This is a genomic window from Brevibacillus laterosporus DSM 25, assembly GCF_002706795.1.
Classification (GTDB): domain Bacteria; phylum Bacillota; class Bacilli; order Brevibacillales; family Brevibacillaceae; genus Brevibacillus_B; species Brevibacillus_B laterosporus.
In genome coordinates, this window is sequence record NZ_CP017705.1 from 4611785 (window position 1) to 4636789 (window position 25005).

26 protein-coding genes, 1 pseudogene, 1 riboswitch and 1 other annotated feature are annotated in these 25005 nt (G+C 39.2%); of the genes and pseudogenes, 20 read left to right on the plus strand and 7 right to left on the minus strand.

The window, feature by feature from the left end:
• Positions 1 to 236 precede the first annotated feature (236 nt).
• From BrL25_RS24975 to BrL25_RS21955, 10 genes and pseudogenes are all read left to right on the plus strand, one after another.
• Positions 237 to 395: a laterosporulin family class IId bacteriocin gene (locus tag BrL25_RS24975; RefSeq protein ID WP_018670960.1), complete on the plus strand. Its 159-nt coding sequence runs from the start codon at positions 237 to 239 to the stop codon at positions 393 to 395.
• 93 nt (positions 396 to 488) lie between these two features.
• The gene (locus tag BrL25_RS21920) at positions 489 to 974 is read left to right on the plus strand and encodes a hypothetical protein (protein WP_018670959.1); all 486 of its coding nucleotides are present in this window, start codon (positions 489 to 491) and stop codon (positions 972 to 974) included.
• Positions 975 to 1045: 71 nt separating this feature from the next.
• Positions 1046 to 2827 carry an ABC transporter ATP-binding protein gene (locus BrL25_RS21925; RefSeq protein ID WP_035311989.1) on the plus strand — a complete coding sequence of 594 codons (1782 nt, stop codon included), beginning with the start codon at positions 1046 to 1048 and terminating at the stop codon, positions 2825 to 2827.
• 4 nt (positions 2828 to 2831) lie between these two features.
• On the plus strand, positions 2832 to 3266 hold the full coding sequence (locus BrL25_RS21930; protein ID WP_018670957.1) for a peroxiredoxin family protein: 435 nt from the start codon (positions 2832 to 2834) through the stop codon (positions 3264 to 3266).
• A gap of 38 nt (positions 3267 to 3304) precedes the next feature.
• Positions 3305 to 3589, plus strand: a pseudogene (locus BrL25_RS26410) (MauE/DoxX family redox-associated membrane protein); the annotation flags it as partial.
• Positions 3590 to 3592: 3 nt separating this feature from the next.
• On the plus strand, positions 3593 to 3796 hold the full coding sequence (locus BrL25_RS25925; protein WP_236847752.1) for a hypothetical protein: 204 nt from the start codon (positions 3593 to 3595) through the stop codon (positions 3794 to 3796).
• A complete protein-coding gene (locus BrL25_RS21940; protein ID WP_018670955.1) occupies positions 3793 to 4209 on the plus strand; it encodes a hypothetical protein in 417 nt (138 codons plus the stop codon). Before BrL25_RS25925 ends, BrL25_RS21940 begins: the two co-directional genes overlap by 4 nt.
• Positions 4210 to 4235: 26 nt before the next feature.
• The gene (locus BrL25_RS21945) at positions 4236 to 4625 is read left to right on the plus strand and encodes a DUF6941 family protein (protein WP_018670954.1); all 390 of its coding nucleotides are present in this window, start codon (positions 4236 to 4238) and stop codon (positions 4623 to 4625) included.
• 435 nt (positions 4626 to 5060) lie between these two features.
• Positions 5061 to 5258, plus strand: a complete 198-nt coding sequence (locus BrL25_RS21950; protein ID WP_018670953.1) for a hypothetical protein — start codon at positions 5061 to 5063, stop codon at positions 5256 to 5258.
• Positions 5259 to 5316: 58 nt separating this feature from the next.
• The gene (locus BrL25_RS21955; RefSeq protein WP_018670952.1) at positions 5317 to 6213 is read left to right on the plus strand and encodes a macrolide 2'-phosphotransferase; all 897 of its coding nucleotides are present in this window, start codon (positions 5317 to 5319) and stop codon (positions 6211 to 6213) included.
• A gap of 91 nt (positions 6214 to 6304) precedes the next feature.
• Here BrL25_RS21955 and nadE read toward each other — a convergent pair whose 3' ends face one another.
• The 5 genes from nadE to BrL25_RS21980 all read right to left on the minus strand — a co-directional run bounded on the left by nadE (position 6305) and on the right by BrL25_RS21980 (position 10878).
• Entirely contained in the window at positions 6305 to 7126 is an 822-nt protein-coding gene (gene nadE, locus BrL25_RS21960) for an NAD(+) synthase (RefSeq protein ID WP_018670951.1), read from the minus strand.
• 1 nt (position 7127) lies between these two features.
• Positions 7128 to 7766, minus strand: a complete 639-nt coding sequence (gene nadD, locus BrL25_RS21965) for a nicotinate (nicotinamide) nucleotide adenylyltransferase (RefSeq protein WP_018670950.1) — start codon at positions 7764 to 7766, stop codon at positions 7128 to 7130.
• Between the two features lie 13 nt (positions 7767 to 7779).
• Positions 7780 to 9414 (minus strand): nicotinate phosphoribosyltransferase, encoded by a 1635-nt coding sequence (locus tag BrL25_RS21970; RefSeq protein WP_018670949.1) that lies wholly within the window; start codon positions 9412 to 9414, stop codon positions 7780 to 7782.
• A 56-nt stretch (positions 9415 to 9470) separates the two neighbouring features.
• A complete protein-coding gene (locus BrL25_RS21975) occupies positions 9471 to 10025 on the minus strand; it encodes a cysteine hydrolase family protein (RefSeq protein WP_018670948.1) in 555 nt (184 codons plus the stop codon).
• Positions 10026 to 10101: 76 nt separating this feature from the next.
• On the minus strand, positions 10102 to 10878 hold the full coding sequence (locus BrL25_RS21980; RefSeq protein ID WP_018670947.1) for an NUDIX hydrolase: 777 nt from the start codon (positions 10876 to 10878) through the stop codon (positions 10102 to 10104).
• A 332-nt stretch (positions 10879 to 11210) separates the two neighbouring features.
• Here BrL25_RS21980 and BrL25_RS21985 point away from each other — a divergent pair, with 332 nt between their 5' ends.
• Positions 11211 to 11594, plus strand: coding sequence for a VOC family protein (locus tag BrL25_RS21985; protein WP_018670946.1), 384 nt, complete (start codon positions 11211 to 11213; stop codon positions 11592 to 11594).
• 194 nt (positions 11595 to 11788) lie between these two features.
• Here BrL25_RS21985 and BrL25_RS21990 read toward each other — a convergent pair whose 3' ends face one another.
• The gene (locus BrL25_RS21990) at positions 11789 to 12397 is read right to left on the minus strand and encodes a TetR/AcrR family transcriptional regulator (protein WP_018670945.1); all 609 of its coding nucleotides are present in this window, start codon (positions 12395 to 12397) and stop codon (positions 11789 to 11791) included.
• Between the two features lie 304 nt (positions 12398 to 12701).
• Between BrL25_RS21990 and BrL25_RS21995 the strand changes: the two genes are divergently transcribed.
• From BrL25_RS21995 to BrL25_RS22025, 7 genes are all read left to right on the plus strand, one after another.
• Entirely contained in the window at positions 12702 to 13913 is a 1212-nt protein-coding gene (locus tag BrL25_RS21995; protein WP_018670944.1) for an MFS transporter, read from the plus strand.
• A gap of 192 nt (positions 13914 to 14105) precedes the next feature.
• Positions 14106 to 14245, plus strand: a riboswitch (FMN riboswitch).
• Between the two features lie 371 nt (positions 14246 to 14616).
• The gene (ribD, locus tag BrL25_RS22000; protein WP_026315098.1) at positions 14617 to 15720 is read left to right on the plus strand and encodes a bifunctional diaminohydroxyphosphoribosylaminopyrimidine deaminase/5-amino-6-(5-phosphoribosylamino)uracil reductase RibD; all 1104 of its coding nucleotides are present in this window, start codon (positions 14617 to 14619) and stop codon (positions 15718 to 15720) included.
• Positions 15721 to 15735: 15 nt separating this feature from the next.
• Positions 15736 to 16410, plus strand: a complete 675-nt coding sequence (locus BrL25_RS22005) for a riboflavin synthase (RefSeq protein ID WP_018670942.1) — start codon at positions 15736 to 15738, stop codon at positions 16408 to 16410.
• Positions 16411 to 16437: 27 nt separating this feature from the next.
• Positions 16438 to 17634, plus strand: coding sequence for a bifunctional 3,4-dihydroxy-2-butanone-4-phosphate synthase/GTP cyclohydrolase II (locus tag BrL25_RS22010; protein ID WP_018670941.1), 1197 nt, complete (start codon positions 16438 to 16440; stop codon positions 17632 to 17634).
• 19 nt (positions 17635 to 17653) lie between these two features.
• A complete protein-coding gene (gene ribH / locus BrL25_RS22015; RefSeq protein ID WP_026315097.1) occupies positions 17654 to 18136 on the plus strand; it encodes a 6,7-dimethyl-8-ribityllumazine synthase in 483 nt (160 codons plus the stop codon).
• A gap of 262 nt (positions 18137 to 18398) precedes the next feature.
• Positions 18399 to 18648 (plus strand) — a binding site (T-box leader).
• Between the two features lie 115 nt (positions 18649 to 18763).
• Positions 18764 to 20104 carry a sodium-dependent transporter gene (locus tag BrL25_RS22020; protein WP_018670939.1) on the plus strand — a complete coding sequence of 447 codons (1341 nt, stop codon included), beginning with the start codon at positions 18764 to 18766 and terminating at the stop codon, positions 20102 to 20104.
• A gap of 174 nt (positions 20105 to 20278) precedes the next feature.
• Entirely contained in the window at positions 20279 to 21703 is a 1425-nt protein-coding gene (locus tag BrL25_RS22025) for an IS4 family transposase (RefSeq protein ID WP_099327286.1), read from the plus strand.
• 370 nt (positions 21704 to 22073) lie between these two features.
• Here the strand turns inward: BrL25_RS22025 and pdxR are convergent, their stop codons facing one another.
• On the minus strand, positions 22074 to 23552 hold the full coding sequence (gene pdxR, locus BrL25_RS22030) for a MocR-like pyridoxine biosynthesis transcription factor PdxR (RefSeq protein ID WP_018674204.1): 1479 nt from the start codon (positions 23550 to 23552) through the stop codon (positions 22074 to 22076).
• 359 nt (positions 23553 to 23911) lie between these two features.
• Between pdxR and BrL25_RS22035 the strand changes: the two genes are divergently transcribed.
• The gene (locus tag BrL25_RS22035; RefSeq protein WP_018674205.1) at positions 23912 to 24694 is read left to right on the plus strand and encodes a PhzF family phenazine biosynthesis protein; all 783 of its coding nucleotides are present in this window, start codon (positions 23912 to 23914) and stop codon (positions 24692 to 24694) included.
• 19 nt (positions 24695 to 24713) lie between these two features.
• Positions 24714 to 24965, plus strand: coding sequence for a RidA family protein (locus tag BrL25_RS25315; protein ID WP_018674206.1), 252 nt, complete (start codon positions 24714 to 24716; stop codon positions 24963 to 24965).
• The last annotated feature ends 40 nt before the right edge of the window (positions 24966 to 25005 follow it).

Sequence of the window (25005 nt, forward strand, 5' to 3'; positions counted from 1 at the left end):
GATTTCAAATTCATTTGGTTATAATATAATAAAAATAGAAAATATTACCATTTTAAAAATGAATGATATTTTTATCATAGCAGTCGAAAATGGTGATTTTTCAATGTGGTTCGAGGGTTCTTATATCTCTAGCGCGCTTTTCCATGGAATAGAGTGTAATCCCGTGCACCACAGATGAAAGAGTATGTGTAAGTTAATTCTTAAAAATTCTAACATTTGAATGGAGGATGAAAGGTATGGCATGCGTAAATGAATGTCCAGATGCAGTTGATGATTGGGTTTACGGTGATTGGAAGTGTCACCCAGTAGAAGGAAAATATTATAGACATGTTTTTGCTGTTTGCATGAATGGTGCTAATTTGTATTGCAAAACAGAATGGAGCAAAGGCTGCTAGATTTTACACATAGATAGGAAATACAGAAGGGAAGGGAACACTCTATCTAAGATAGAGTGTTCCTAGTCCTTTATCTTAGTGGGAGGTTAAAAAATGGAAGCAGATAATCACAAAAAGTTCCTCAAAAACCCAGATCGTTTTTTGGAAAAGATCGGTAGTTTTTTTCCGGAAGAAATGAATTTAATGAAAGATGGACCATCCTTAGATTTTACATGGGTTCGTAAGGAGGCTTGTGGAACAGTTATCTACATAATGAGTGATTCATGCAGGTTTTGTAGATTTGATGCCATAAAACAGTTTGCTGACAAATACAATAAATTTTATCATTTGATTTTCTTATATGGTTCAGAGGAATCTAAGGAACAGATAAGAGAAGAGTATGAGATTTCCATTCCGATCGAGTTGACGGATCTAAAAGAAATAGGAGAAAAATTATTTATAGAGCTGGTTCCTACTATGATTGCAATGAATCGTGTCGGTCAAATTATCACTTGTGGTAGTTTTCGTAATGAAGTGGAGTCACTTGAAATGAGAATGGAACCGTTTCTGAATGTCTATTACTCCTTGGAGAGTTGTTAAAAATGAACCTGAATGGCAGTGATTCTGTACATAGCACGAGTAACCGAGAGCATTTGGGATTTTTTCAAAGGATGCGACACAGGAAACATTTATTTCTGTATGCGTGTAAAATCGTCTGGAGATTTAATAAAACCTACATGCTTTTGGTAGGTTCCTTAAGTATTATTCTTGCACTACAATCAAATGCAATTATTATTGCGAATAAATATACAATCGACAATCTTGTCAGTTCACAAATATATCTTGCGTTACTTGGAATTGGAATGATGCTATTCCTCGAATTGCTTCAGGAGGCGTTTGATCTTTTCCTGCGATTCTATAATTCGAAATGCGATGAACAGTTTGGGATTTACAGGGAGCAACAACTATTTGACAAGCTAGCAAGAATGCAATTGTTAGAACGTGAGCATCCTAGTTTTTTAGGAAAGATACAGGTATGGTCGCTTGGACTTATGAAAATACAAGCCACCTTTCAAACAGGGATACAATGTGTAAAAGCTTTACTGACAGGGGGACTTTCCATTTATGTGCTGGTAAGTGGGTATTGGCTCATAGGTGCTATTATTATTGGGTTTTCCCTTATAAAAAGCATATTTGTGTTTAAGGTTATCGATCCACTTGTCAGTATGAATTTACAAATGGCACGCGCTCATAACCTAACTACGTATTTTCGAGATCTATTAGTCCGAAAAGAGGCCCAAAAGGAATTTCTCTTATTTCAGGCCTTCTCCTTTTTTAAAGAGAAATGGCTTGATGCGAAAACAAACATCATGAACATGAATATTAAAATCACGAAATTAAATGTAAGACCAGAACTGATCAGTAGTTTGTTATCTGTATGTAGCAGATTGCTTATTATGGTGATGATGGTCTTTCTTGTTGCAGATAAGAGGATGACCATTGGAGATTTCGTTGCGGTATCATTGGCTGCCTCTTTGGCTGAAAGAAATATCCTCTCTCTGTTTCTCCAATGCAAAAATCTATTAGAAAATCTGCGCTATGTAGATGAGTATAAGAAATTGGATCTGATTACTCCGAGCAAGGAGGATAAACAAACGGCGATAACAGATTTTCAGCTAAAGCAAGGTATAGAGGTAATCGATTTAACCTTCACCTATCCGAATAGATTGGAACCCGCGCTTCATAATATCAATCTATCGGTAAAAAAAGGGGAGAAGATTGCTATTATTGGCGATAATGCAGCTGGTAAATCTACGTTGATAAAGCTATTGCTAGGCTTATACCAGGCTCCAGATAACACGATTTTTTATGATGGTGTGGAACAAAAACAACTAGATGTTGCTGGCTTATGGAAAAGCTGTGGGGCAATCTTTCAGGATTTTATGAAGTACAAGGTATCTATTCAGGATAATATCTGCTTGGGAAATGAAAGGAAGGACGATCAGGAGCTATATCATCTGCTCGAACATCTGAATATTCAAGATTTCTATCGGTTAAAAAACGGTTTGTCTACCAAGCTTGGAGACATTCATGAGGATTCGGTAGACTTATCCGGAGGTCAATGGCAAAGAATCGCACTAGCTAGACTATTATATCGAAATCTGGATTTGATGGTATTAGATGAACCTACTTCTGCCTTAGATCCGAACAGTGAAGTGAAAGTATTTGACGATATCCTAGAGTTAGCGAAGGATAAAACACTCTTCATCATTTCTCATCGAATTGGAATCGGTAAAAAGGTAGATCGCATCTATTATATGAGGCAAGGAAGTATTATCGAGCAAGGAAGTCATCAGCAATTAATGGATGCAAAGGGTGAATATTATCAAACCTGGGAACGTCAAAGTGAGTGGTATAATTCAGAATTAGTTTACGAAAATAGGGGGTCATAATACGATGTCAAAAAAACTAGTTCGTGATACCGGTTTAGAGATAGGTACAACGATTTCACAAATTCACTTCACAAATTGGGATTCCTCAAAACTAGAGCTGAATTTTTTGCCTAAGGGAGCAGCTTTGGTTTTCGTCTCTGTCTTTTGCTCGTATTGTATCGATTTATTGCCTCACCTTCGATCGATAAGTCAGCGTCAGAATATGCAGCTTTATCTTTTTTCTGATGGAGAGATCGAGGATCATGCAGAAATGGTTGATTATTTTGAATGGGAATTCCCCGTTATTCAACTAAAACATAATGAGATGAACGAAATCTTTGAGGTTACCTACCATCCGTTTCTCCTGTTCGCGGATTCGAAGGGTGTGATTGTTAGCAAAGGGGATATCTATAATGCAGTAGATATCCATAAAATTCTAGAAAGTGTATCATTACAATGATGTCATATCTCTTCTTACTCCCATATGGTTTTGCGTTCATGTTTTTTGTTTCAGCCGTTACAAAGTGTTTTTCTATGTTTGAATTTAGGCAGTCTATTGTACACTTTGATGTTATATCCAGAAAATATGTGATGATCAGTTCCTTTTTGGTTCTTTTTATGGAATTTGTTCTAGCAATTTGTTTTTCCCAACTCGTTTTTTTACATGTGGCTTTTATCCTGACTGGCTTGTTGATGATTTTTTTTACTGCCCTTTTTATACGAGCTAGTAAGCAGAAAAAGAGTTTTGCCTGTAGCTGCTTTGGGGTCAGTGCAAATAAGACAAACATGAAACTTGCCATCCTACGTAATAGTTTGTTATTACTTGGAGCAATATGGGGAGCATGTATAGCCAATCAGCTAGAGAGGTTACCATACGCTCAAGAGAATATCATGTCTTATCTTATTGCAGTAGCTTTTTTCATCCATGCTTATAAGGAATTACATATTTTGTATAAAATGAAGAAAAAAATAGGGATGATTGTACCATGATGAACTTCATGCTAAGTATTTGGGGCATCATACTTGTTTTGATCATCGGGATGAAGATAACAAAAGCCTTCTATTATAAAAGGTATTTTCAAATCTATGTATCTGGTAGTGAGGAAATAACGGAATTGCATGATAAGAGTGTCTTTCTCTTTCTATCTTATACAGATCCTGGAAACGCTGAATATCTTGCGGAAATCAGCCGTCGCTTCCCTAAGTATCAGATTTATATCATCTATAAGGCACCTGAATGGAAAGCAAGGGTATTGTCCCGCCAAATAAACGATCTTGCAAAGCTACGGGTTGATGAACAGGGGATGATGTCTGATGATTTAGGGATTTCAGCTTTTCCTGCTTATCTTACCTATCAAGAGATTGTTAAGAAAATACCGATCGTACGCTTTCATACGTATTAAGATTAGATGCGAGGTGTTGTTCATACATGAATAGTCAATTACTAGTTGTAGATAAAGTCAATTTTAGCAGCGAACATAAAAAACATATCATAGGCCATATCCTTGAAGATATCACGGTTCCAGCATTGCCTTTTGTGTGTACTTTTCACATGTTTATCGCTTTAAAAGAGTTACCTGATCGGGCAACTTTTGAACTTCAATTGAAGATGAAGGATCGGAATGGAAAAGACGTTGGAATTTCGAGTCCCATAACAATGTATCATGAGCGTAAGGATGACCAATCCTCTGAAATGGAAACATCATTAAAAATGTCTATGGTACTTAGTTTAGAAGGAACGTATACAGCAGAGCTATATTATGATGGAGAAGTGGTAACGACTCATCCAGTCCATGTACAGATGGAGCAAGTGTCGTAGTAATTGTAAGGTTACTCTTATCGTAAATAAATAGAACGATCGTATTAATGGAGCTACCTGACTCATATGGTAGCTTTTTATTTTGTAGAAATAACGAAATCTGCTACTAAAAATGATGATAAAATTGCAATGTAAGTGGCATTGATGAAACGGTACAATAAACTAGAAAAGATTGTATTTTTTTAAGACATATGGTATTCTGAAACAAATTTATCGAACGGAGGGTTTTCTAATGGCATTCATAAGATTCCGATTTACTACTTTGGCCCACTAATTTAATAGTGCTCAAAGGCTCTACCTGTGTGTAGAGTAATCGGGATTAGTCTGCCTTTTTTGAGAAAACTCTATGTAGTGTTATGCTAAAAGAAAGGGATGGACATGTCTACGTCTGTCCTTTTTTTCATAGTTATATTTATGTAAGATGAGGAACATGGTGTGTGCGATAAGACCATCATTTTGGTGAAGAAGCAAGCTACTAGTGCCATTATGGCTAGTGTAAAGAGCTTTGAAGCTGATATCTACGTGTTGCTTCGTAACGTATTGTTTATTACGAGCTATTCCAATGACCCATCTTATTTTTTGGTGTTCTTTCCCCGTTACTCAAACACAGGTAGCAATGCCTGTGTATTTTAATTTGTGACAATAACCAATGTTTCGGGTGTAGAAAAACCAAAAAAAGGATGTGTAGAATATGATAAAAACCAACGAGCATATTATAGCAGAAGCGAAAAAGCATGGACTGTTAATAAAAGAAGATTCTTTACAGAGAAATGATTCTGGTTTAGATTTTCAGGTTGTTTTTGCACGCGATGTGGATGAAGTAAAATGGGTGTTACGATATCCAAGAAGAGAAGATGTGCTTCCTTCAGCAAAAAAAGAAAAGCAGATTTTAAACTTGATAGAATCGAAACTGTCGGTACAAGTTCCGAATTGGAAGATTTACACGGAAGATTTGATTGCCTATCAATTGTTAAACGGTGTGCCAGCAGGAACAATTGATCCCGAAGCAAAGGCATATATTTGGGAAATTGACGAAAAAAATGTACCAGATATCTTTCATGAAACACTCGCCCTTGCAATCGCATCCTTACATCGGATTGATTCTACAGCTTGTAGGGAGGCAGGAATTGAAATGGAGACGGCGGAAGAAGCAAGATCTTCAATGAAGGAGCGGATGGATAAAGTCAAAATGACATTTGGGGTAAGCGATGAACTATGGAATCGCTGGCAAAATTGGCTTGCTAATGATTCGCTTTGGCCCAAGAAAACCGCGCTTATTCATGGGGACTTGCACGCGGGTCATATTCTAGTGGATGAAGCATCACGAGTAACGGGCTTGATTGATTGGACAGAGGCAAGGATAACTGATCCTGCCCATGATTTTGTTGCTCACTATCGGACTTTCGGAGAAGCAGCACTTCAAAGACTTATTTATCACTATGAACAAGCAGGTGGTTATGTTTGGCCAAATATGGCTGCTCATGTGATTGAACTAACGGCTGCTTATCCTGTTGGCATTGCTGAATTTGCTCAAAAATCTGGGTTAGAAGAGTACAAAGAGATGGCTAGACAAGTGCTTGGAGTATAGGTAATTGATAGGATGAGAACAGGTTGTTAGAATGGGATTTATTGATTGAAAATCTTGCCCTCCGGAAAAGTAAGTCCCGGAGGGATCTTTTTTACTGCCACCAGTCATCAAATGGAGTTACAGGTAAATGGCGTTTGTGCTCGGTTTCATCATATTTTACTTCGATTTTTTTCGCTATTTCAGCAGGTACTGGCTGAAGTGTTAAATAGTTATCTAAAGCATCATAAGAAAAGCCAAGGGCGGTTTCATCAGGTAGTTGAGGACGCTCATCTTCAAGATCAGCTGTAGGAATTTTCAAATATAAGAAATCTGGTGCTCCAAGATATTGCAGGATTTGTCTCACTTGCCCTTTTGTCAGACCGGAAAGGGGAACAACGTCAGTGCCTCCATCTCCATATTTTGTGAAAAAACCGGTAGTTGCTTCGACTGCTTGATCAGTTCCGAGAACTAATAATCCTAAATGTCCAGCTATATCATATTGGACCTTCATGCGCTCTCTTGCTTTCGTATTACCCTTGAGAAAATCTGACAGCTCATATCCAGTTGATCGTTTGAGCTGTTCAAGAGAGGTATCAACAGCAGGTTTGATGTTAACCAGCAAATTTTTATGTGGTTTGATGAATTGAAGTGCACTTTGAGCATCATCTTCGTCAACTTGAGTTCCATAGGGGAGACGAACAGCCACAAAATGATACTGTTTACTCGTTTCTTGAGTAAGCTCATCGCAAGCAACACGAGCCATGATACCAGTTAAAGTAGAGTCAATACCGCCGCTTATTCCAATAATGTAGCCGTTAGCAGCAGACGTAAGCAGGTATTTCTTTAAAAAATCTACCCTGTTACGAAATTCTCGTTCTGGCTGTGTATTTATGTGAACATGTAGCTTTCTGATGATTTCTGCTTGTTTCGTCATCTTAGCGGACCTCTCTTACATATAATTGATGTTCCTTGATATAGTCCAATACCTCCTCAGGTAAGAGAAAGCTAGCCTCACCATCATTGCGAAGCTCCCCACGAATATAGCTAGAGCTGATTCCCATACTAATCCCTTTCGACATCGTACGGAAATTTTCATCGTTATTGCGTAATAAGGGGTCCTTAGCAATTAGATCATCGGAGTGATAGCCTTCTCTTGCCATGACGATGAACTTGTTGTTCTTGACCAATTTTTCAGCGTTCCCCCAAGTTGATATACCTTCTAGCAAATCTGCACCCATGATGAAAAAAATCTCATCCTGCGGATACAGTTTTTTGAAATGATTCATTGTATCGTAGGTATACGTCTCACCTGGTAAGGCGTTCATTTCAACAGTAGAGATTTCAAATAGAGGTTCTCCCAAGCGATTTTTCTTGTTTTTGCACGTTTCTAAGGCAATCTGAAGCATGTTTAATCGGTGCTGATCTTCTGTTTGAAGTATTTTATCTCTGCGTAGAGAGGAGCAGGGAATAAAAAATACTTTGTCCAGACGTTTACGTTTTGCCACAGCAGCAGCTGTAAAAAGGTGAGAATAGGTGATCGGATCAAAACTACTTCCATAAATACCGTAACGCATGAAGGTTCCTCCTTTAAGATTCTATCAAGGCAAGCTCGCGTATTTCGTTAATCATCGTATTTTTCAGTACTCGTAATTCGTCAGACAACGTAACAGGATATACTTCTGGATTGTCTAAGCGAAGATATTCCTCCCAGAATGTATTTTTTTGAGCTTGATGGAACTTTTTGATTTCTTCAAGGGAAGGCTTATCATAGACCAGCTTTCCTTCTTCAAAGATAGGAACTAATAACTCGACTGCTTTAAAATGACTTACTCGCTTCATTTTCAATGGATTCAGCGGATGTTTCAGTTGAATTTCCTTCAGGCCTTGAATATTCTCATGATCGAGGCAAATATAATCACCTTTTGCCATACCATCTTGATCGTATAACCGGTAGGTTTTCTTGCAACCCGGATTACTAATCTTATCTATATTTTCAGAGATTTTAATAAGAGCCACCCAATCCTTTTCGGTTCGTCGAGCAACAATTTTGTGTACTCCCCCTAGTGCAGGAGTATCATATGCAGTGATAAATTTGGTTCCAATTCCCCAAATATCAATTTTAGCCCCTTGATGTTTGAGAGAGGTAATCGTATGCTCATCGAGATCACTGGATGCAGCAATTTTTACATATGGGAACCCTGCATTGTCTAGCATTTTTCGCGCTCTCTTGGATAAAAAGGCTAAATCTCCACTATCTAAACGAATGCCAGTAAGCTTTTGTCCATACTCTTGCATTCGTTTAGCTACTTTAATCGCATTCGGGATACCTGAACCTAAGACATCAAATGTATCAACAAGAAGGATACTTTTGGCAGGGAAAACTTCTGAAAAGGCGAGAAAGGCGTCAAGCTCAGTTGGGAAAAATTGAACAAATAAATGAGCATGTGTACCTGTAGTTGGAACACCATATTTTTTCCCTGCTTTCATATTAGAGGAGTAGTCAAATGCTGCAATATAGGCGGATCTAGCTCCTTGTACTGATGCGTCTCGTCCCTGAGCACGTCTTTTTCCCATTTCAATAACACTTTGCCCATCTGCTGCTGTCACAATTCGAGATGCTTTTGTCATGAGCAGGGATTCGCTGTTCACTGTATTAAGCAACTGGGCTTCTATCCAGATACACTCCATGATAGGGGCAACAATTCGTATGTAGGGAGTGTTTGGAAACACGATTTGGCCTTCTTTCATTGCATGTAAGCTTCCAGTAAAACGTAGTGTGCGAAGTTCTGCTAGAAAAGCTTCCTCATACAAGTTTTTGGAACGCAGATATTCAATGTCGCTCTCATTAAAGTAAAGATTCTCGACAATATCAATGAGTTGTTCTAGACCTCCAAAAGCAACATACCCCCCTAAGTCGCCAGTAAAATCACTGCCTGGCTTAACAAATGGAGCTTTACGATAAAAATCATCAAATACAACTTCCGTGTGGTGAAGGTTCTTTTTGTATAAAGCATACATCATTGTAATCGCGTATTCATCCACATCAAGACCATAATCTTTAGAAGGATCGTAGAATGGGAGTATTTCAAAATCTTGTTCTCCACAAATAGGGCAGGGTGTTTCTTCAGGTGACATTCTAAAAGTAGGTTGTTTACAAAAATGGCACACATGAATATAGCGATATATTTTTGGATCAACAATATCAAAGATTGTTTTTGTCATCTTCGGTCAGTCCTTTCTTTTACAGCATCTTTTGAGAGAAAAGCATACATGATCGATCAATAGTTAGTTACAACCTGCATTCCCATTTGGTTTTTACAATGCTGTAATGCCCAATCGTGTCCAACAGAGTTAAAGCTTGCAACTGCGTCCTCATGAATAATAACTTCAAAGCCTAGGTACCAAGCAGATACCGCCGTATGGAGTATACATATATCAGTGCATGTACCAACAAGATGAATTTGACGAATACCGCGCGTATAAAGCTGTAACGCTAAATCAGTTCCTTCAAATGCGCTATATCTGGTTTTATCCATCCAATAAATAAACGCTTCCTTTTGTTTATAGAGGTTTTGCAGTTCGCCATATAATTGGCGTCCCTCACTCCCGAGCATATTGTGGGGGGGATAGAGCTTCGATTCAGGATGGAAGGGATCTCTTTCTTCGTGTGCATCTATAGCCATCACTACGAATTCTCCCTCTTGTAGAAAGTGATTGGTAAGATGAACAATGCGCTCTTCAATTTTTTGGGCAGGTTCTCCGCACGTCAAAGCACCGTTGGTTGCAACAAAATCATTTGTATAATCGATGATCAGGATAGCTTTTTGGTTCATAAATAAATACCTCCGTTTTGTAAATTCGATTTAACATTGTTAAAACGACTATATTAGATATTAAAAAAAAGAGGGATTAATAGATGCTCACAAATGGCACGTAATTTGTAAATTTATATAGTTTGGCTCGGTTTTGTGAGTATTTAGTCGAGTATTTAGCGGAACCTTCAGCATCTCTGACTTCTTCAATAATCCCTTTTCTATTTATCGTTGACACCAATCGTCTGCTAAAATTAGAGCGATCTACTTTAAAATCGGGTACCACCGTTTCAATGACCTGAAGTAATTCAGATAACGTAAATTCTTCTGGTAGAAATTCTTTTGCAATATTTGTTTGAACCATAATCTCTTGAATTTTTTGTAGAGCATCCTTCAAAATTTCGTTGTGGTCAAACGCCAAATTCATAGACATTGCTTCCTCAACTGTGAACAAACGTGCATCTACGGCATCGTCATCAGCTTTATATCCAGCCAATGCCTGCTCATTAACAAGGGCATAATAAACAACTGTTGGAATCCATCCACCAGGATCACGTCCTGGAGTGTAGTAGGCTTTTAGCTGTTTAATATGTACTTTGTCATTTAAGATATGTGTTTCCTCACGTAATTCACGTTCAGCACATTGATCAAGCGTTTCGTGTTCATTGAGAAAACCGCCTGGAAAAGCCCAATATCCTGGAAAGCGATCACTTTGAGGATCACGCTGAATCAGCAATATTTTTAACTTACGATCGGGAAGTGATTTGTGGTTGGTATCTTTTCTGGGCTCCGATGTAATCGTAAAAATACAAATGTCGGTAGGTAAACCATCAGGAGAGCGATAGACTGGCTTTTCCTTTGGAGGAATTTGCAAAGAAGACAGCTCCTTTCTACAAGTTCTTGAGATTATTTTACATAGTCATTTTGATATTGTCAATATAACTAAATAAAAAACTAGAAGTTTTTACATATATTCTTTTCTTATGACAAAGAAACCGCATTTCACTTGTTTGTAGCTGAGGGATTATATGGCTGTCAAGGGAAGCTTCAAGAAAGAAGTAGGTCAATCAGCGGTTTAAAGAAGCAGGAATGGAAAATAGAGTTTGATAGATAATAATAAAAATGGATCAAAGCACGAACTCTCATCAACTCGGTTTATGCAAGATATTCAGCTTGAATTGCATCTTGTAGGAAAGGAGGATTCCAATGAAGATTAAACTAACTAGTATATTTGTCGATGACCAGAATAAGGCCCTCACATTTTATACGGATGTTTTGGGCTTTGTGAAAAAAAGAGAATTGCCAGCTGGAGATTTTAAATGGTTAACGGTTGTCTCGCCAGAAGGACCGAACGATATTGAATTGCTTCTTGAGCCACTAGGACATCCTGCTGCCAAGACATTCCAAAAGGAAATGTTTGAGGCAGGCATACCTGTAACGGCGTTTGCTGTTGAGGATATTCACAAAGAGTACGAAAGGATGATCGGGCTAGGTGTGGTGTTTAAGACAAAGCCTATAGACATGAATGAGACCTCCATTGCTGTGTTTAATGATACATGTGGTAATCTCATACAACTCTTTCAGGGATGATAAATATGCACGAAGCAATACCAGTTTGGAATGTTAGCTGATAGACTGTACTCCAAGTGATCCTTATCTGACAACATAAATGCCGGTATCCTCTATGATAAGGATACCGGCATTTATGTTGTAAAATTAGTGACGATAAGATGGAGGGACGTAGTGCGTCATGATGTTCTTCCGTACAGGAGTGGAAGTGTCTTTTATTCCGCTCTATAATCCTTCGTTAAAAGCAAGCCATTCAGTATGACAGAGAGGCTCTTTAAAGCCTTGGCTAAGTCAGACTCGGCATTCTCGGAGTTTGCGATCCATAAAGCAGCGTCTACGAGACCTCCATTCAATAGACGTGCTAAGGCTTCACAGTCAGTCGTTGCAATTAGTTGGTCCTCCATCAATTGTTCAAGCATGTGAGCCATTGTTGCTAGGCAATGAGACTGTGATGATCGAGAATAATCATTGCCTAGTACTGATGGTGCGTCTCTTAGCACGATTCGCTGGATCTCTGGCTCAAGCGCCATAGCGAGATAAGCACGACAGCGACTGACGAAGCCTTCCCAATTTCCTTCTGCTGTCTCTGAGATCTTTGCCAATCTGTCATCCATTTCCACATCGATTTCTTGAACAACGGCTGCCAATAAACCCTTTTTATCACCAAAATGATGATAGAGCGCACCGCGCGTTAGTCCCACAGAAGCTGTGAGTTCATCCATGGATGTGTCTGCGTACCCAATCGTGCCAAAAGCCTTCCTTGCCGCGCCCACTAACTTGGCGCATGTTTCTGCAATCATTTCCGTCCGCGCTTTTCGAGCCATTTTTCCTCCTGTTTTCACACGTTGTACATAATGAATTGTCCTCTTTTCTGACTCAATCCCATGTTTATTATTGTTCGACACACAAAGGAATAATCCTTTGAAAATAAGCGATTGTACAGGTGTTATTCATGTGAAGAAACTGGTGGGATGTTTAAAATGAGTATTGACATACGTTATGTATGTGTATTATGGTATTCACATACACGACGTATGTAAAGTTGTTTAATCTGACTGACGAATCCAACAAGGAGGTTGTAAGGAATGAAGATTGCATTGCGAAACGGTATTTATTTGGAGGGAGATTATGCCTAATCCATATCGTGAGTTATTCGATGCCCCTGGCGCAAAGGGTTTCTCGGCTGCTGGTTTTATTGCGCGGATGCCTATATCTATGACTGGCATCGGTCTTGTAACTATGTTGTCTCAGTTACGCGGCGAGTATTGGCTTGCCGGTACTGTTGCCGCTACCTTTGCGTTAGCGACAGCTTTGATGGCCCCTCAAATTTCCCGTTTGGTGGATCGATTAGGTCAATCCCGTGTTTTGCTACCAGCCACAGTGGTTTGCGTGCTATCTATTATCGCCTTACTACTGTGTACCAGATATCAAGCGCCAGATTGGACGTTATTCCTTTTCGCATTATTGGCAGGATGCATGCCTAGTATGCCAGCGATGGTACGTGCCCGATGGACCGAGCTTTACCGAGGCTCGCCAAAGCTGCATACCGCTTTTTCCTTCGAGTCGGTTGTTGATGAAATTTGCTTTATCATCGGCCCGGTCATTTCTGTTGGTTTAAGCGTTATGGTTTTCCCAGAAGCGGGTCCTCTTCTGTCGTGCGTATTTCTAGCAATAGGGGTATTGCTATTCACGGCACAAAAGAGTACCGAACCTGCTGTGCGTCCCCTTAGCACTAGAAGCAAGGGAGCGGTGATCAAGATTGGTTCTTTGAGAGTGCTGGTGTACACACTCGCAGCCATAGGAACCATATTTGGGACAGTGGATGTAGTAAGTGTAGCTTTTTCTGAAAATCAGGGAAATACGGTAGCCGCCAGCATGGTGCTTTCCGTCTATGCTATCGGTTCATGTCTAGCCGGATTGATTTTCGGAACTCTTACGTTGAACGCTCCGCTTTATCGTCAGTTTCTGGGAGCCGTTGCAATATCGACGATGACGATGCTTCCACTTCTGTTCGTAGATAGAATTGCTACGTTAGCAGTCGCTATTTTTTTCGCTGGAATGTCTGTGGCTCCCACTATGATCATCACGATGGGATTGGTGGAAAAAATTGTTCCGGAGTCCCAGATTACGGAAGGAATGACCTGGGCAATCACAGGCTTGGGCATCGGGGTTGCTCTAGGATCAGCTGTAGCTGGATGGTTTGTGGATAGATTTGGCGCACGGTCAGGGTTTTTCGTGGCCGTAGTGGCAGGTGTGCTTGCTCTGGTTATCATAATTCTTGGCTACAGAGCCCTCCGATCAGCATACAATCAAGCGATCATGAGCATGGAGAAAATGTAGTAGATTTGAAATGATTAAACTCATACAAAAACGCCATCCTTTCTGTATACTCCTACAAAAAGAATCGCGTTTTTTTGATATAGGCATCAGGCTGTTGCTGATTATGAATAGAAGGCAAAAGCATTGGACAAGAAGATAGAAAGTATCCGTTCCCATGTATGGATACTTGTGTTATACTACTGGCAATTGCATAACCACCTTCAGGGCAGGGTGAAATTCCCGACCGGCGGTAATGACAATTATGTCTGAGCCCGCGACTCGCAAACCGTTTTTGCGACTGACTTGGTGAAAATCCAAGGCCGACGGTATAGTCCGGATGGGAGAAGGTACAAGGCTTATCACATTTTTCAGTGAGGCACAAGATTAAATTGTGGCGGCCACCGAAGACTGTTTTTTCAAAAATGAGAAGACAGTTTATTTAGACGTATTCAAAAATGTTTTTTGAAGGCGTTACGCGTAAGCGGTGGGTAACTCTTTTTTTGTAGCCTTTTTTAGAAAAATGACATGATAGGCTGTATTTCTCTATGCCCTTTTACTGAAAAGGGCATTTTTTATTGTAAAAAAATAGGTTATGTAAGTAACCAAGGTGCGTTTGCAAGAGTAAAAGCAGTATAAAAGTAATGGGAAAAAACACCGAAAGGAGGAACGCTTTATGAGTGAGTATCAAAAACACGAGAGGAGAGAATGTGAGAATCAAGCGCTTTTGGAGCAATCTTTTATGAAGCTAGCAATCCAATTGGCAGAGGGAGCAAGGCATCAGACATCTCCTAATCCTACAGTGGGTGCTGTTATTGTTAAGCACGGGAGCATCGTAGGAATGGGAGCACATCTGCGAGCAGGTGAATCCCACGCTGAAATTCACGCCTTACGAATGGCTGGGGAAAAGGCAATGGGGGCGACTGTATACGTAACCCTAGAGCCATGCAGTCATTATGGAAAAACACCACCATGTGTACAAGCGCTACTGGAGGCAGGAGTTGCGCGGGTTGTCATCGCTACAGTAGATTCCAATCCACTGGTGGCAGGTAAAGGTTTAGCAGTACTAAAAAATGCAGGTGTTGATGTACAAATCGGTGTATTGGAGAAAGAAGCCCGACAATGTAATGAGTCGTTTTTTCATTATATCAACACGAGAAGGCCGTTTGTTACGTTGAAGACGGCTAGTACATTAGATGGGAAGTTGGCCACAACAACAGGCGATAGCAAATGGATTACAAGTGAAATTGCACGAAGAGAAGTTCATGAGGAAAGAGCCAAATCTGACGCTATTTTAGTGGGCATCAGCACCGTAATACAAGATGATCCTTTACTTACAGCTCGGTTGTATGAAAATGGAAAGCAGCCGATACGTGTCATTCTTGATCAAACACTTCGTATTCCAAAGACAGCTACTATTTTGAAGGATTCTACATCTTTGGTCTGGATTTTTACCACAAGAAGAGCTTCTCAACAAAAAGCAGCGTTCCTGCGTGCAAAAGGAATCCGGATTACGGTGCAGCAGGAAGATCAACTAACGATACCTTTTGTTCTACAAACCTTGGGAGAGGCTGAAATTGTCTCGGTACTTGTGGAAGGTGGTAGCAAGATAAGTGGGGCTTTTTTAGAAGCAAAAGCAATACAAAAAGTAATCGCCTATGTCGCTTTTACACTCGTGGGTGGAGAGCAGGCTCCAGTTGCCTATGGGGGATTCGGCATCCCCTTTATGAAAGATGCAATCAGGCTGAGGGATGTAACCGTAGAGACGGTGAGTGAACAGGAACTGAGGATAACGGGTTACCCACTTTGGACAGATCCAATCAATTCATAAGGAGTGAAGACGATCATGTTCACGGGAATTATCGAGGAAATGGGAAGGATCAATGGAATTTTAACCGGTCAAAAAGCTGGAAGTCTGCATATAAAAGCTAGTTTGGTGGTAGAGGAGAGTAAACTAGGTGATTCCATTGCAGTGAATGGAGTTTGTTTGACGGTTACCGAGTTTACAGGAAACGGTTTTGTCGTTGATGTCATGCCAGAGACGCTGAAGAGGACGACTCTAAGCGAGCTCCGTAATGGTGATCCAGTAAATTTGGAACGGGCAATGTCTTTAGGAGATAGACTAGGTGGACATCTGGTATCAGGGCATGTTGATGGTACAGGGAGAATTATATCTAAAAGACAAAATGAAAATGCCATTCTATTTGAAATCGAAGCGGGAGCAGATATAAAACGTTATCTCATTCCCCGAGGTTCCATTACAGTAGATGGAATAAGCCTAACCGTGTTTGACATCAAAGCCAACTCCTTTTCCATCTCGATCATTCCGCATACAGCAACAGTTACAACGCTCGGAAAGAAACAGGTGGGAGATTACGTAAACCTTGAAAATGATGTAATCGGAAAGTACGTGGAAAGGCTACTAGCTCCTCAAGGAGATTTGTTCAATTCTTTGCATCCTGCTGGTACCAAGCAACAATCTGTAACAGAAAGCTTTTTATGTGACAATGGGTTTGTGTAATACCAATAGGCTAGGGGAGGAATCTACATGCTTCACACGATAGAAGAGGCCTTGGAATCATTGCGTCAAGGAAAGCCCATCATTGTTGTTGATGACGAGAATCGGGAAAATGAGGGAGACTTTCTATGTATGGCGGAGAAGGCAACACCTGAAATGATCAATTTCATGGTTACTCATGGGAGAGGGTTGGTTTGCGTTTCGATTGAGGACAAAAGAGCTCGCGAGCTGCAGTTAAGACAGATGGTTGAAAATAATACAGATCATCATGGAACAGCTTTTACAGTTTCAATTGATGAAAGGGACACGCATACTGGTATATCAGCGCATGAGCGTTCGCAAACGATCATGGCGATGCTCGATCCGCAAGCAGTAGCTGATCGTTTCCGACGTCCTGGGCATATCTTTCCGTTGGTCGCCAAGGAAGGTGGAGTATTAAAAAGAGCAGGACATACAGAAGCGGCAGTAGATCTGGCAAGGCTTGCTGGTGGTTATCCTGCTGGTGTGATTTGCGAAATCATGCAAGAGGACGGAAGCATGGCCCGTTTACCTGCTTTACTAGAAATAGCGAAACGTTTAAACCTAAAGATTGTTTCGATCGAACAATTGATTCATTATCGCATGCAAAGTGAATCGTTGGTGAAAAAGGAAGCGGAGACAATTTTGCCTACGGAATACGGAGATTTTCGTATTTTTGCCTACTCCAATACGTTGGACGGAAAGGAGCATGTAGCCCTTGTTAAGGGAAATATTTGTACTGCACATCCTGTTTTAGTGCGTGTACATTCTGAATGTTTAACAGGTGATATATTTGGTTCTCTTCGTTGCGACTGCGGACCTCAATTGCATGCGGCCTTACAACAAATCGATAAAGCAGGAACGGGAATCCTTCTATATATGAGGCAAGAAGGGCGTGGGATTGGTTTAATAAACAAATTAAAAGCATATCAGTTGCAGGAAGAAGGCTTAGACACTGTTGAAGCCAATGAACGGCTAGGCTTTCCTGCTGATTTGCGTGAATACGGAATTGGTGCACAGATATTGCGCGACTTGGGTGCCAAGAAATTGCGCTTGTTAACCAATAATCCAAGAAAAATCGTTGCGCTCAATGGTTATGGTTTGGAAGTAGTAGAGCGAGTACCACTCCAAATAAATAGTCATAAGCACAATCAAAGATATCTGCATACCAAGCAACAAAAATTAGGGCATATGCTAACTTTACTATAAAGAGGAAATGAGGATGGCTATGAAAATCTGGGAAGGCAATCTCGTAGGTTCAGGATTACGTATCGGAGTAGTTGCTGGTCGATTTAATGAGTTAATTGTCAGTAAGCTGGTAAGTGGGGCTATAGATACACTAAAACGACATGGCGTGGAAGAAAAACAGATTGAAATTGCATGGGTTCCGGGAGCATTTGAGATTCCACTTATGGCAAAAAAAATGGCTGAAACAGCGCGTTTTGATGCGATTATTACGTTAGGAGCGGTGATTCGCGGATCAACTCCTCACTTTGATTATGTATGTAATGAATGTGCAAAAGGAGTAGCAGCTCTTTCTATGACCAGTGGAGTACCTGTTATTTTTGGTGTTCTGACAACTGATAATATTGAACAAGCTATTGAACGTGCTGGGACAAAGGCTGGTAACAAAGGATGTGAAGCGGCTACTTCCGCTATTGAAATGGCTAATTTGGCGCGTAGCTTTGAGGAATCTGCTAGATTAGGATAGGTGCCCTCTGACGGTAGAGTAAGCAAGTGAATCCGCAGAGTATACGTACAAAAGTGTATTTTAGATTGCTTTTATACAAGGAGCGCGTATTGAAACTTTGACAACAACAATGATCGCTCCTTGTGTTTTAAATTTGCGAAAATTTTCTTTTCTGTTTTTATAGTTTCTTTTTTTGATAAAAAAAATTAATATCTTGCTTGACAGTCGCAAATATACCCTATATAATTCTTAGTAATTTCAAAGGAAAATATATTCGGAATATTGGAATGCGATGAATAGGAGTAGTAAGGTCATGTATTTGTGCAGAGAGCTATGGGTTGGTGCGACATAGTCAAATGACATCTTGAACTCGCCTAGGAGCAGTAAGGTGGAACGGAAGTCTAATTCTTAGTAAATCTTAACGACTAACCTTCGATATCAGGTTCGTAATCAAACGATTACTACTAAGGTGGATTCATTATGGAATCAATAAGAGTGGTACCGCGTTAAGTAAATGGCTTAGCGTCTCTTTATATAAGGGGATGCTAGGCCATTTTTTATTTTATACAGGAAGAAATGGAGGTTTTATGGATTGGTCAATAATATTTGTTTATTAATATAAAGTCATTTAATTAGGAGGAAAATTTGATGAAACAGACGGAGCAATGGACTTCGAAATTAGGATTTATAATGGCCGCAGCAGGATCTGCAATTGGCCTTGGCGCAATATGGAAGTTTCCTTATATCGCTGGAAAGAGCGGGGGAGGAGCATTCTTTTTAATCTTTATATTGTTTACTGTATTAATAGGTCTTCCGTTATTGGTAGCTGAATTTATGATAGGGCGTAGTACACATAAACAAGCAATTCAAGCATTTAAAAATATTGCACCAAATACAGGGTGGCACTGGATTGGACGTCTTGGCGTTGGTACTTGCTTTATATTGCTATCATTCTACAGTGTTGTTGGTGGTTGGGTACTAATTTATTTATTCAGAGGAATAACAGGACAACTTATTGCACCACAGCAAAATTATAGCGCGGTATTTACCGAAACAATTGGGAATCCAGTTTGGGCCATTGTCGGGCATTTTGCTTTTATGTTTATTACGATATATGTTGTATCAAAAGGTGTACAAAATGGAATTGAAAAAGCGAGTAAATACATGTTACCAGCATTGTTCATTCTGTTTATTGCTCTTATTATTCGTTCATTAACACTAGATGATGCGATGAGGGGTGTTACGTTTTTCTTACAACCTGATTTCTCAAAAATCACTTCAGAAAGTATTTTATTCGCAATGGGTCAATCATTCTTTGCGATTAGTATTGGGATTTCCATTATGATTACGTACAGTTCTTATTTAAATAAAAAAGAAAGTTTACCACGATCAGCAGTAACGATTGTTGCATTGAATTTATTTGTTTCTCTATTTGCCGGCCTTGCTATTTTTCCAGCAGTATTTTCATTAGGAATGGAGCCAACAGAGGGACCAGGTTTGCTATTTATCATTTTACCATCCGTGTTTAGTCAAATTCCATTTGGAAGTTTCTTCTTAACAGTATTTCTTGCACTATTCGCCTTTGCAACTTTAACATCTGCATTTTCTTTACTTGAAACAGTTGTTTCAGCCATAGCGAATGGTCAGCAAGAAAGAAGAAAAAAATTGTCATGGACAATTGGTCTATGTATTTTCTTAGTAGGTATTCCGTCAGCACTTTCATTTGGTATATGGAGTGATATTACAATCTTTGGTAAAAATATTTTTGATGCAGTAGATTTTTTATCACTTAATATTTTAATGCCACTTGGAGCGTTGTTTATTAGTATTTTCGTATCGTTTAAAATGGAGAAAAAGATATTGGAGGCTGAATTTTTCGTAGGTGGAAACTACGGGAAGTCCTTGTTTACTTGCTGGGTATTTTTGCTTCGATTTGTCGCTCCGATTGCGATTATTATTGTCTTTTTGAATGTGATTGGAATTATTTAACTGAAATGTTGTAATATTCAGTTAAATTTTGAATGTTATGTATATGTCTAATCCTTCTCTTAAAATAAGAAATGGGTAAAGCCACATCGCCATCAACTTAAAATAATTTAGTACCCCCAAAACGAAAAATACGCTATTCTTTCCGTAGATTCCTAGGAGAGGATGGCGTATTTTATGGAAATCTTAGACGAGCTACAGCTTTTTTCTCAAGAGCTCCAGCGTTGCTTAGTGCCTGAAGCTCTTGAAGAGCTTGCCAGAGAAGCTGGTTTTACCAAACGGAAAAGTAAGTATCAGTCTCAGGAGTTAGTTGCACTTTGTGTATGGTTAAGTCAAAAGGTTGCGAGCACATCTTTAATGAAATTATGTAGTCGTTTAGAGGCATACACTGGGATATTAATGAGTCCGGAAGGACTAAATAAGCGATTTAATAGGCAAGCCGTACAATTTCTTCAACGACTATTTTCACACCTTCTTATTCAAAAGCTATACGCTGCCGATACATTACCTCATGGTTACGCAACTTTGTTTCATAGAATCCGCATACTAGATTCCACTACTTTTCAGCTTCCGGATATCTTTACTTCTGCTTATAAAGGATTTGGGGGAAGTAGCCATACAGCCGGTGTTAAAATTCAGTTAGAATATGACCTTCTTAGTGGACAGTTCCTACACGTTGAGGCGGGACCAGGAAAACAAAACGACCGAACCTACGGTTCTATTTGTCTAGAGACTGTTCAGAAAAATGACTTATGTATTCGTGATTTAGGCTACTTCGATTTACAGGATTTCGAACATATGGATATGAGAGGAGCTTATTATATTTCTCGTTTAAAGTTAAATAATCGTGTATACCAAAAAAATCCTCACCCGGAATACTTCAAAGATGGAAAAATAAAGAAGCAATCTGAGTATATCCAGTTAAATATGGAAGACCTTATGAATCAAATCCAACCAGGCGAGACGCATGAGATATCCAATGTTTACATAGGTCAGTATCAAAAGCTACCAACCCGGGTTATTATTCATCGGCTGACAGAAGAACAGATTCAAAAGCGACGGAGGGATCAAGCTATTAAAGAAAAAAAGAAAGGAATCGTGTACTCGGAGAGAAGTAAACGATTAAGTGCTATCAATATTTATATTACGAATGCCCCCTCGACAGAGGTTCCTACCGAAAATGTTCATCCTTTGTATTCATTACGCTGGCAAGTCGAAATTCTCTTTAAAACATGGAAGTCTTTCTTTGGTATTGATCATTGTAAAGAAATCAAACAAGAACGCTTAGAATGTCACCTGTACGGGCAACTTATCAGTATTCTTATTTGTTCCTCCACCATGTTTCGAATGCGGGACCTTCTACTAAGAAAACGAAAAAAGGAACTGAGTGAGTACAAGGCCATACATATGATTCAAGATTACTTTCCACTTCTACATAGGTCCATAGAAAAAGACACCACAGAAATGTCAAAGATTCTCCTTCGCCTGTTCAACCTCCTACAGCGTAACGGGCGGAAATCTCATCGATACGAGAAAAAGACAGTCTTTGATATACTGGGTGTCGTATACAATTATACCATGTCTCAAGATCGAGCTGCATAGTATCAAAAATTTAGACCCGCTAGGGTCTATTTGTCATGCACACTTTTATCATGTATGGGTTAGCCCGATAAAAAATAACTACTATCCATCTATAGTGGACCATAGTGGATTCTTAAGTTGATGGCGATGGGGTAAAGCCAGCATTTCGAAAAAAACACGCTAAGTAAAATTATAAAAACAAAAAGTCGATTTCCTGTATGCTCAGGGATCGACTTTTTGCTGTTAATTTGTTTGGAGTGGTCGAAGAGTGTCGCTTAGGGGGAGTGATCCACCCTTACAAAAGGAGAACCTCTTCAATCAAGGTTGTTGAAGAGGTTACACAAACAATCTAAAAAACGATTTTCCTTCAGGATCAAAGGAAAATCGGGCATCAAAAAAATGGCGAGTTGTCATGCTGTTTTTTTGATGAAATGACTGAATGAAAAATGCTACATAATGTTGTAACTCCTTCATGTAATAGTTGTTCACTCATATAAGAGTAGCTCAATCGTAAATGATGATTTTCTAACTCCACAGGGTAGCATGCTGATCCAGGTAAGAATGTTAGTTGCTGTTTCTTTGCTTCTAATAGGAGGTGATTCGTATCTATCCAAGAGGGAAGACTAATCCATACGTTTAATCCTCCTTTCGGGATTATCCACGATACCTCAAAAGGAGCATGTTTGGAAAGTAACTCAAGAACCAAATCTCGTCTTATCTTTAGAGCAGTTCGTAGTTTTTTTGTATGATCAATCATTTTTTTGGATTTGATAAATGGTAATATTGATTTTTGTGTGAGCAAAGGACTTCCTAAATCAGTATTTGCTTTGGCTGCCAATAGACGTTTGAATATGGAACCAGAAGCAGCTAATATTCCAATTCTACAACCTGGCGCTAGTGTTTTACTTAAACCTTTTACATAAACTACATGGCCATACTGATCCATACTTTTAATGGAGGCCGGTGGTTTCTTATCAAAGTAAATTTCACTCCATGGATCATCCTCTATAATAATACTTTGGATACTTTGAGCTAAATTAAGAATTTGTTTTCGCCGTTTAAACGTCATAACAGCACCTGTTGGATTATGAAAAGTTGGAATCGTATAAATAACTTTGGGTTTATATTTGTCACATAAATTTTGAAGTATATCTACTCGCATCCCATCTTGATCAACAGGAACAGTAAGTATTGTAGCTCCTCTACCTCTAAAAACATCAATAGCTCCTGGATACGTAGGGGCTTCCATTACAACCACATCACCTGGTCCAACAAATGTGCGTGCAACAAGATCTATTCCTTGCTGTGAACCACTTGTAACTAAAATGTTCTCAGGTGTAGTAGGAGCTTCACATTCTTTTACATACTCATACATTGCGTTTCTAAGTTGTTCATCACCTTGAATTTCTCCATATTGTGATAAAATTCTTGGGTTTTCAGAAAGCATTTGGTATATCTCTCGCTCTAAATATCGATTAGGTAGAAGTCCCGGATCAATCATAGAGGATGAAAGGTGAATCTTCTCAGGGGCATGATGAAACTGAGCAAACTGAGATCTAGGTAAATAATCTTGAACAGATAGTTGCCAATTGTAAGAGTGAACCTCCTTTTGTCTATCCACTATTTCTTTTCTGTTCGCCTTTACGAATGTTCCCTTTCCTTGGATAGAAGTGACAAAATTCTCTTGTTCCAGTTTGGTGTATGCCTTTACTACTGTAACTAAACTTACTTCGAGCTGTTTAGATAGTTCACGTACTGACGGTAATTGTACACCTTCTTGAAGCAGTCCTGAACGGATGTGATCCACAATAGATAAGTATATTTGCTTTGAAAGTGGTATTTCAGCCTTACGTTGAATCTCAATATGCATATTTAATCTCCTTTAGGTGTTATACAAGTACGTTGAGTGTTATATATGGTTGTATCGTAGAATGGCACTAATAATTAAACACACTATAACATTTGAAGGCGCATTTAACATTACATTTCTACTATAGAGAAGATGAAGATGAGTAATAGTGATCTCCACCATTTTGTATTTTGTTACTATATTTTACTTAGAACAGCTTTATTCATCTTATTTTCGTCATCTTGCTCTTTTTGAAGAATATGTTAATAGGTTCTTTTACTTACAGATTAGACATTTGGTGTTGCATTTAATGGGACAGCAAATAAGAAATGTATCAGTAAAATTTGATTAGTGTGTATAAAATCAAGGAGGTTCATACAATGAAATATTACATTGTAGATGCGTTTGCCGAAAATATATTTGAAGGAAATCCCGCTGCTGTTTGTATCATGAAGGAATGGCTTTCAGAAGATATTATGCAAAAAATTGCTACTGAAAATAACCTTTCTGAAACAGCGTTTGCTGTGAAAGAGGGGGACGGCTATCGATTAAGATGGTTTACTCCCGGGGGAGAGATTGATCTCTGTGGCCATGCTACTTTGGCAACAGCGTATGTAATTGCCAACTATTATGAAAATAATGTGGACAGAATTAAGTTTCAGACAATGAGTGGGGAGCTTGTTGTATTAAAAAAAGATGAACTTTATGAAATGGATTTACCTAGCAGAATGCCTGAAAAACATACGTTGACAAAGCAAATGGTCGAAGCTCTTGGGGTAAAGCCTATCGAAACCTATTTGGGCAGAGATTTAATGTTTGTATTAGAAACGGAAGAGGATGTTCAAAATGCATCCCCTGATTTTTCTAAGCTGGAAAAATTGTCAGATGGTTTGGGGGTTTTAATTACAGCGAAAAGTGAACATTATGATTTTGTTTCTAGATGCTTTTTCCCAAAGTTGAACGTAATTGAAGATCCCGTGTGCGGTTCTGGGCATTGCAGTTTTATTCCCTACTGGGCAAAACGCTTAGGTAAGGACGAAATGGTAGCGAGACAGCTCTCTAAGCGTGGTGGAACGCTATATTGCAAATCTTTAGGAGACAGAGTGAAAATAAGTGGTACAGCAGTTGTGTATGCCATCGCTGATATTCAATTAAAATGTTAAGGAATGAGACAGTCGTATTTTGAAAATAGAACGAAAAATTGAAGAGTCGGGTATTCTACTACCTGAAAACTCTGCTCCAAAGGCAATGTATGTACCGGTAAAACAATTGGGAAATGCTTTGTTTGTATCAGGATATGTGAGTACCTTTGCCTCAGTAGTTGCGTATTTTGCGTGGAATGCTAGTGTAAAAATTGTTGGAGTAGGGAGTGTAGCAGCATATATTAACTTACTTCCAGTTTGGACCGTTATCAATGATTTATTGAAAAACTAGCATTATGTAATTGCTTTAGATTTTGTGGGTATAGTATGTT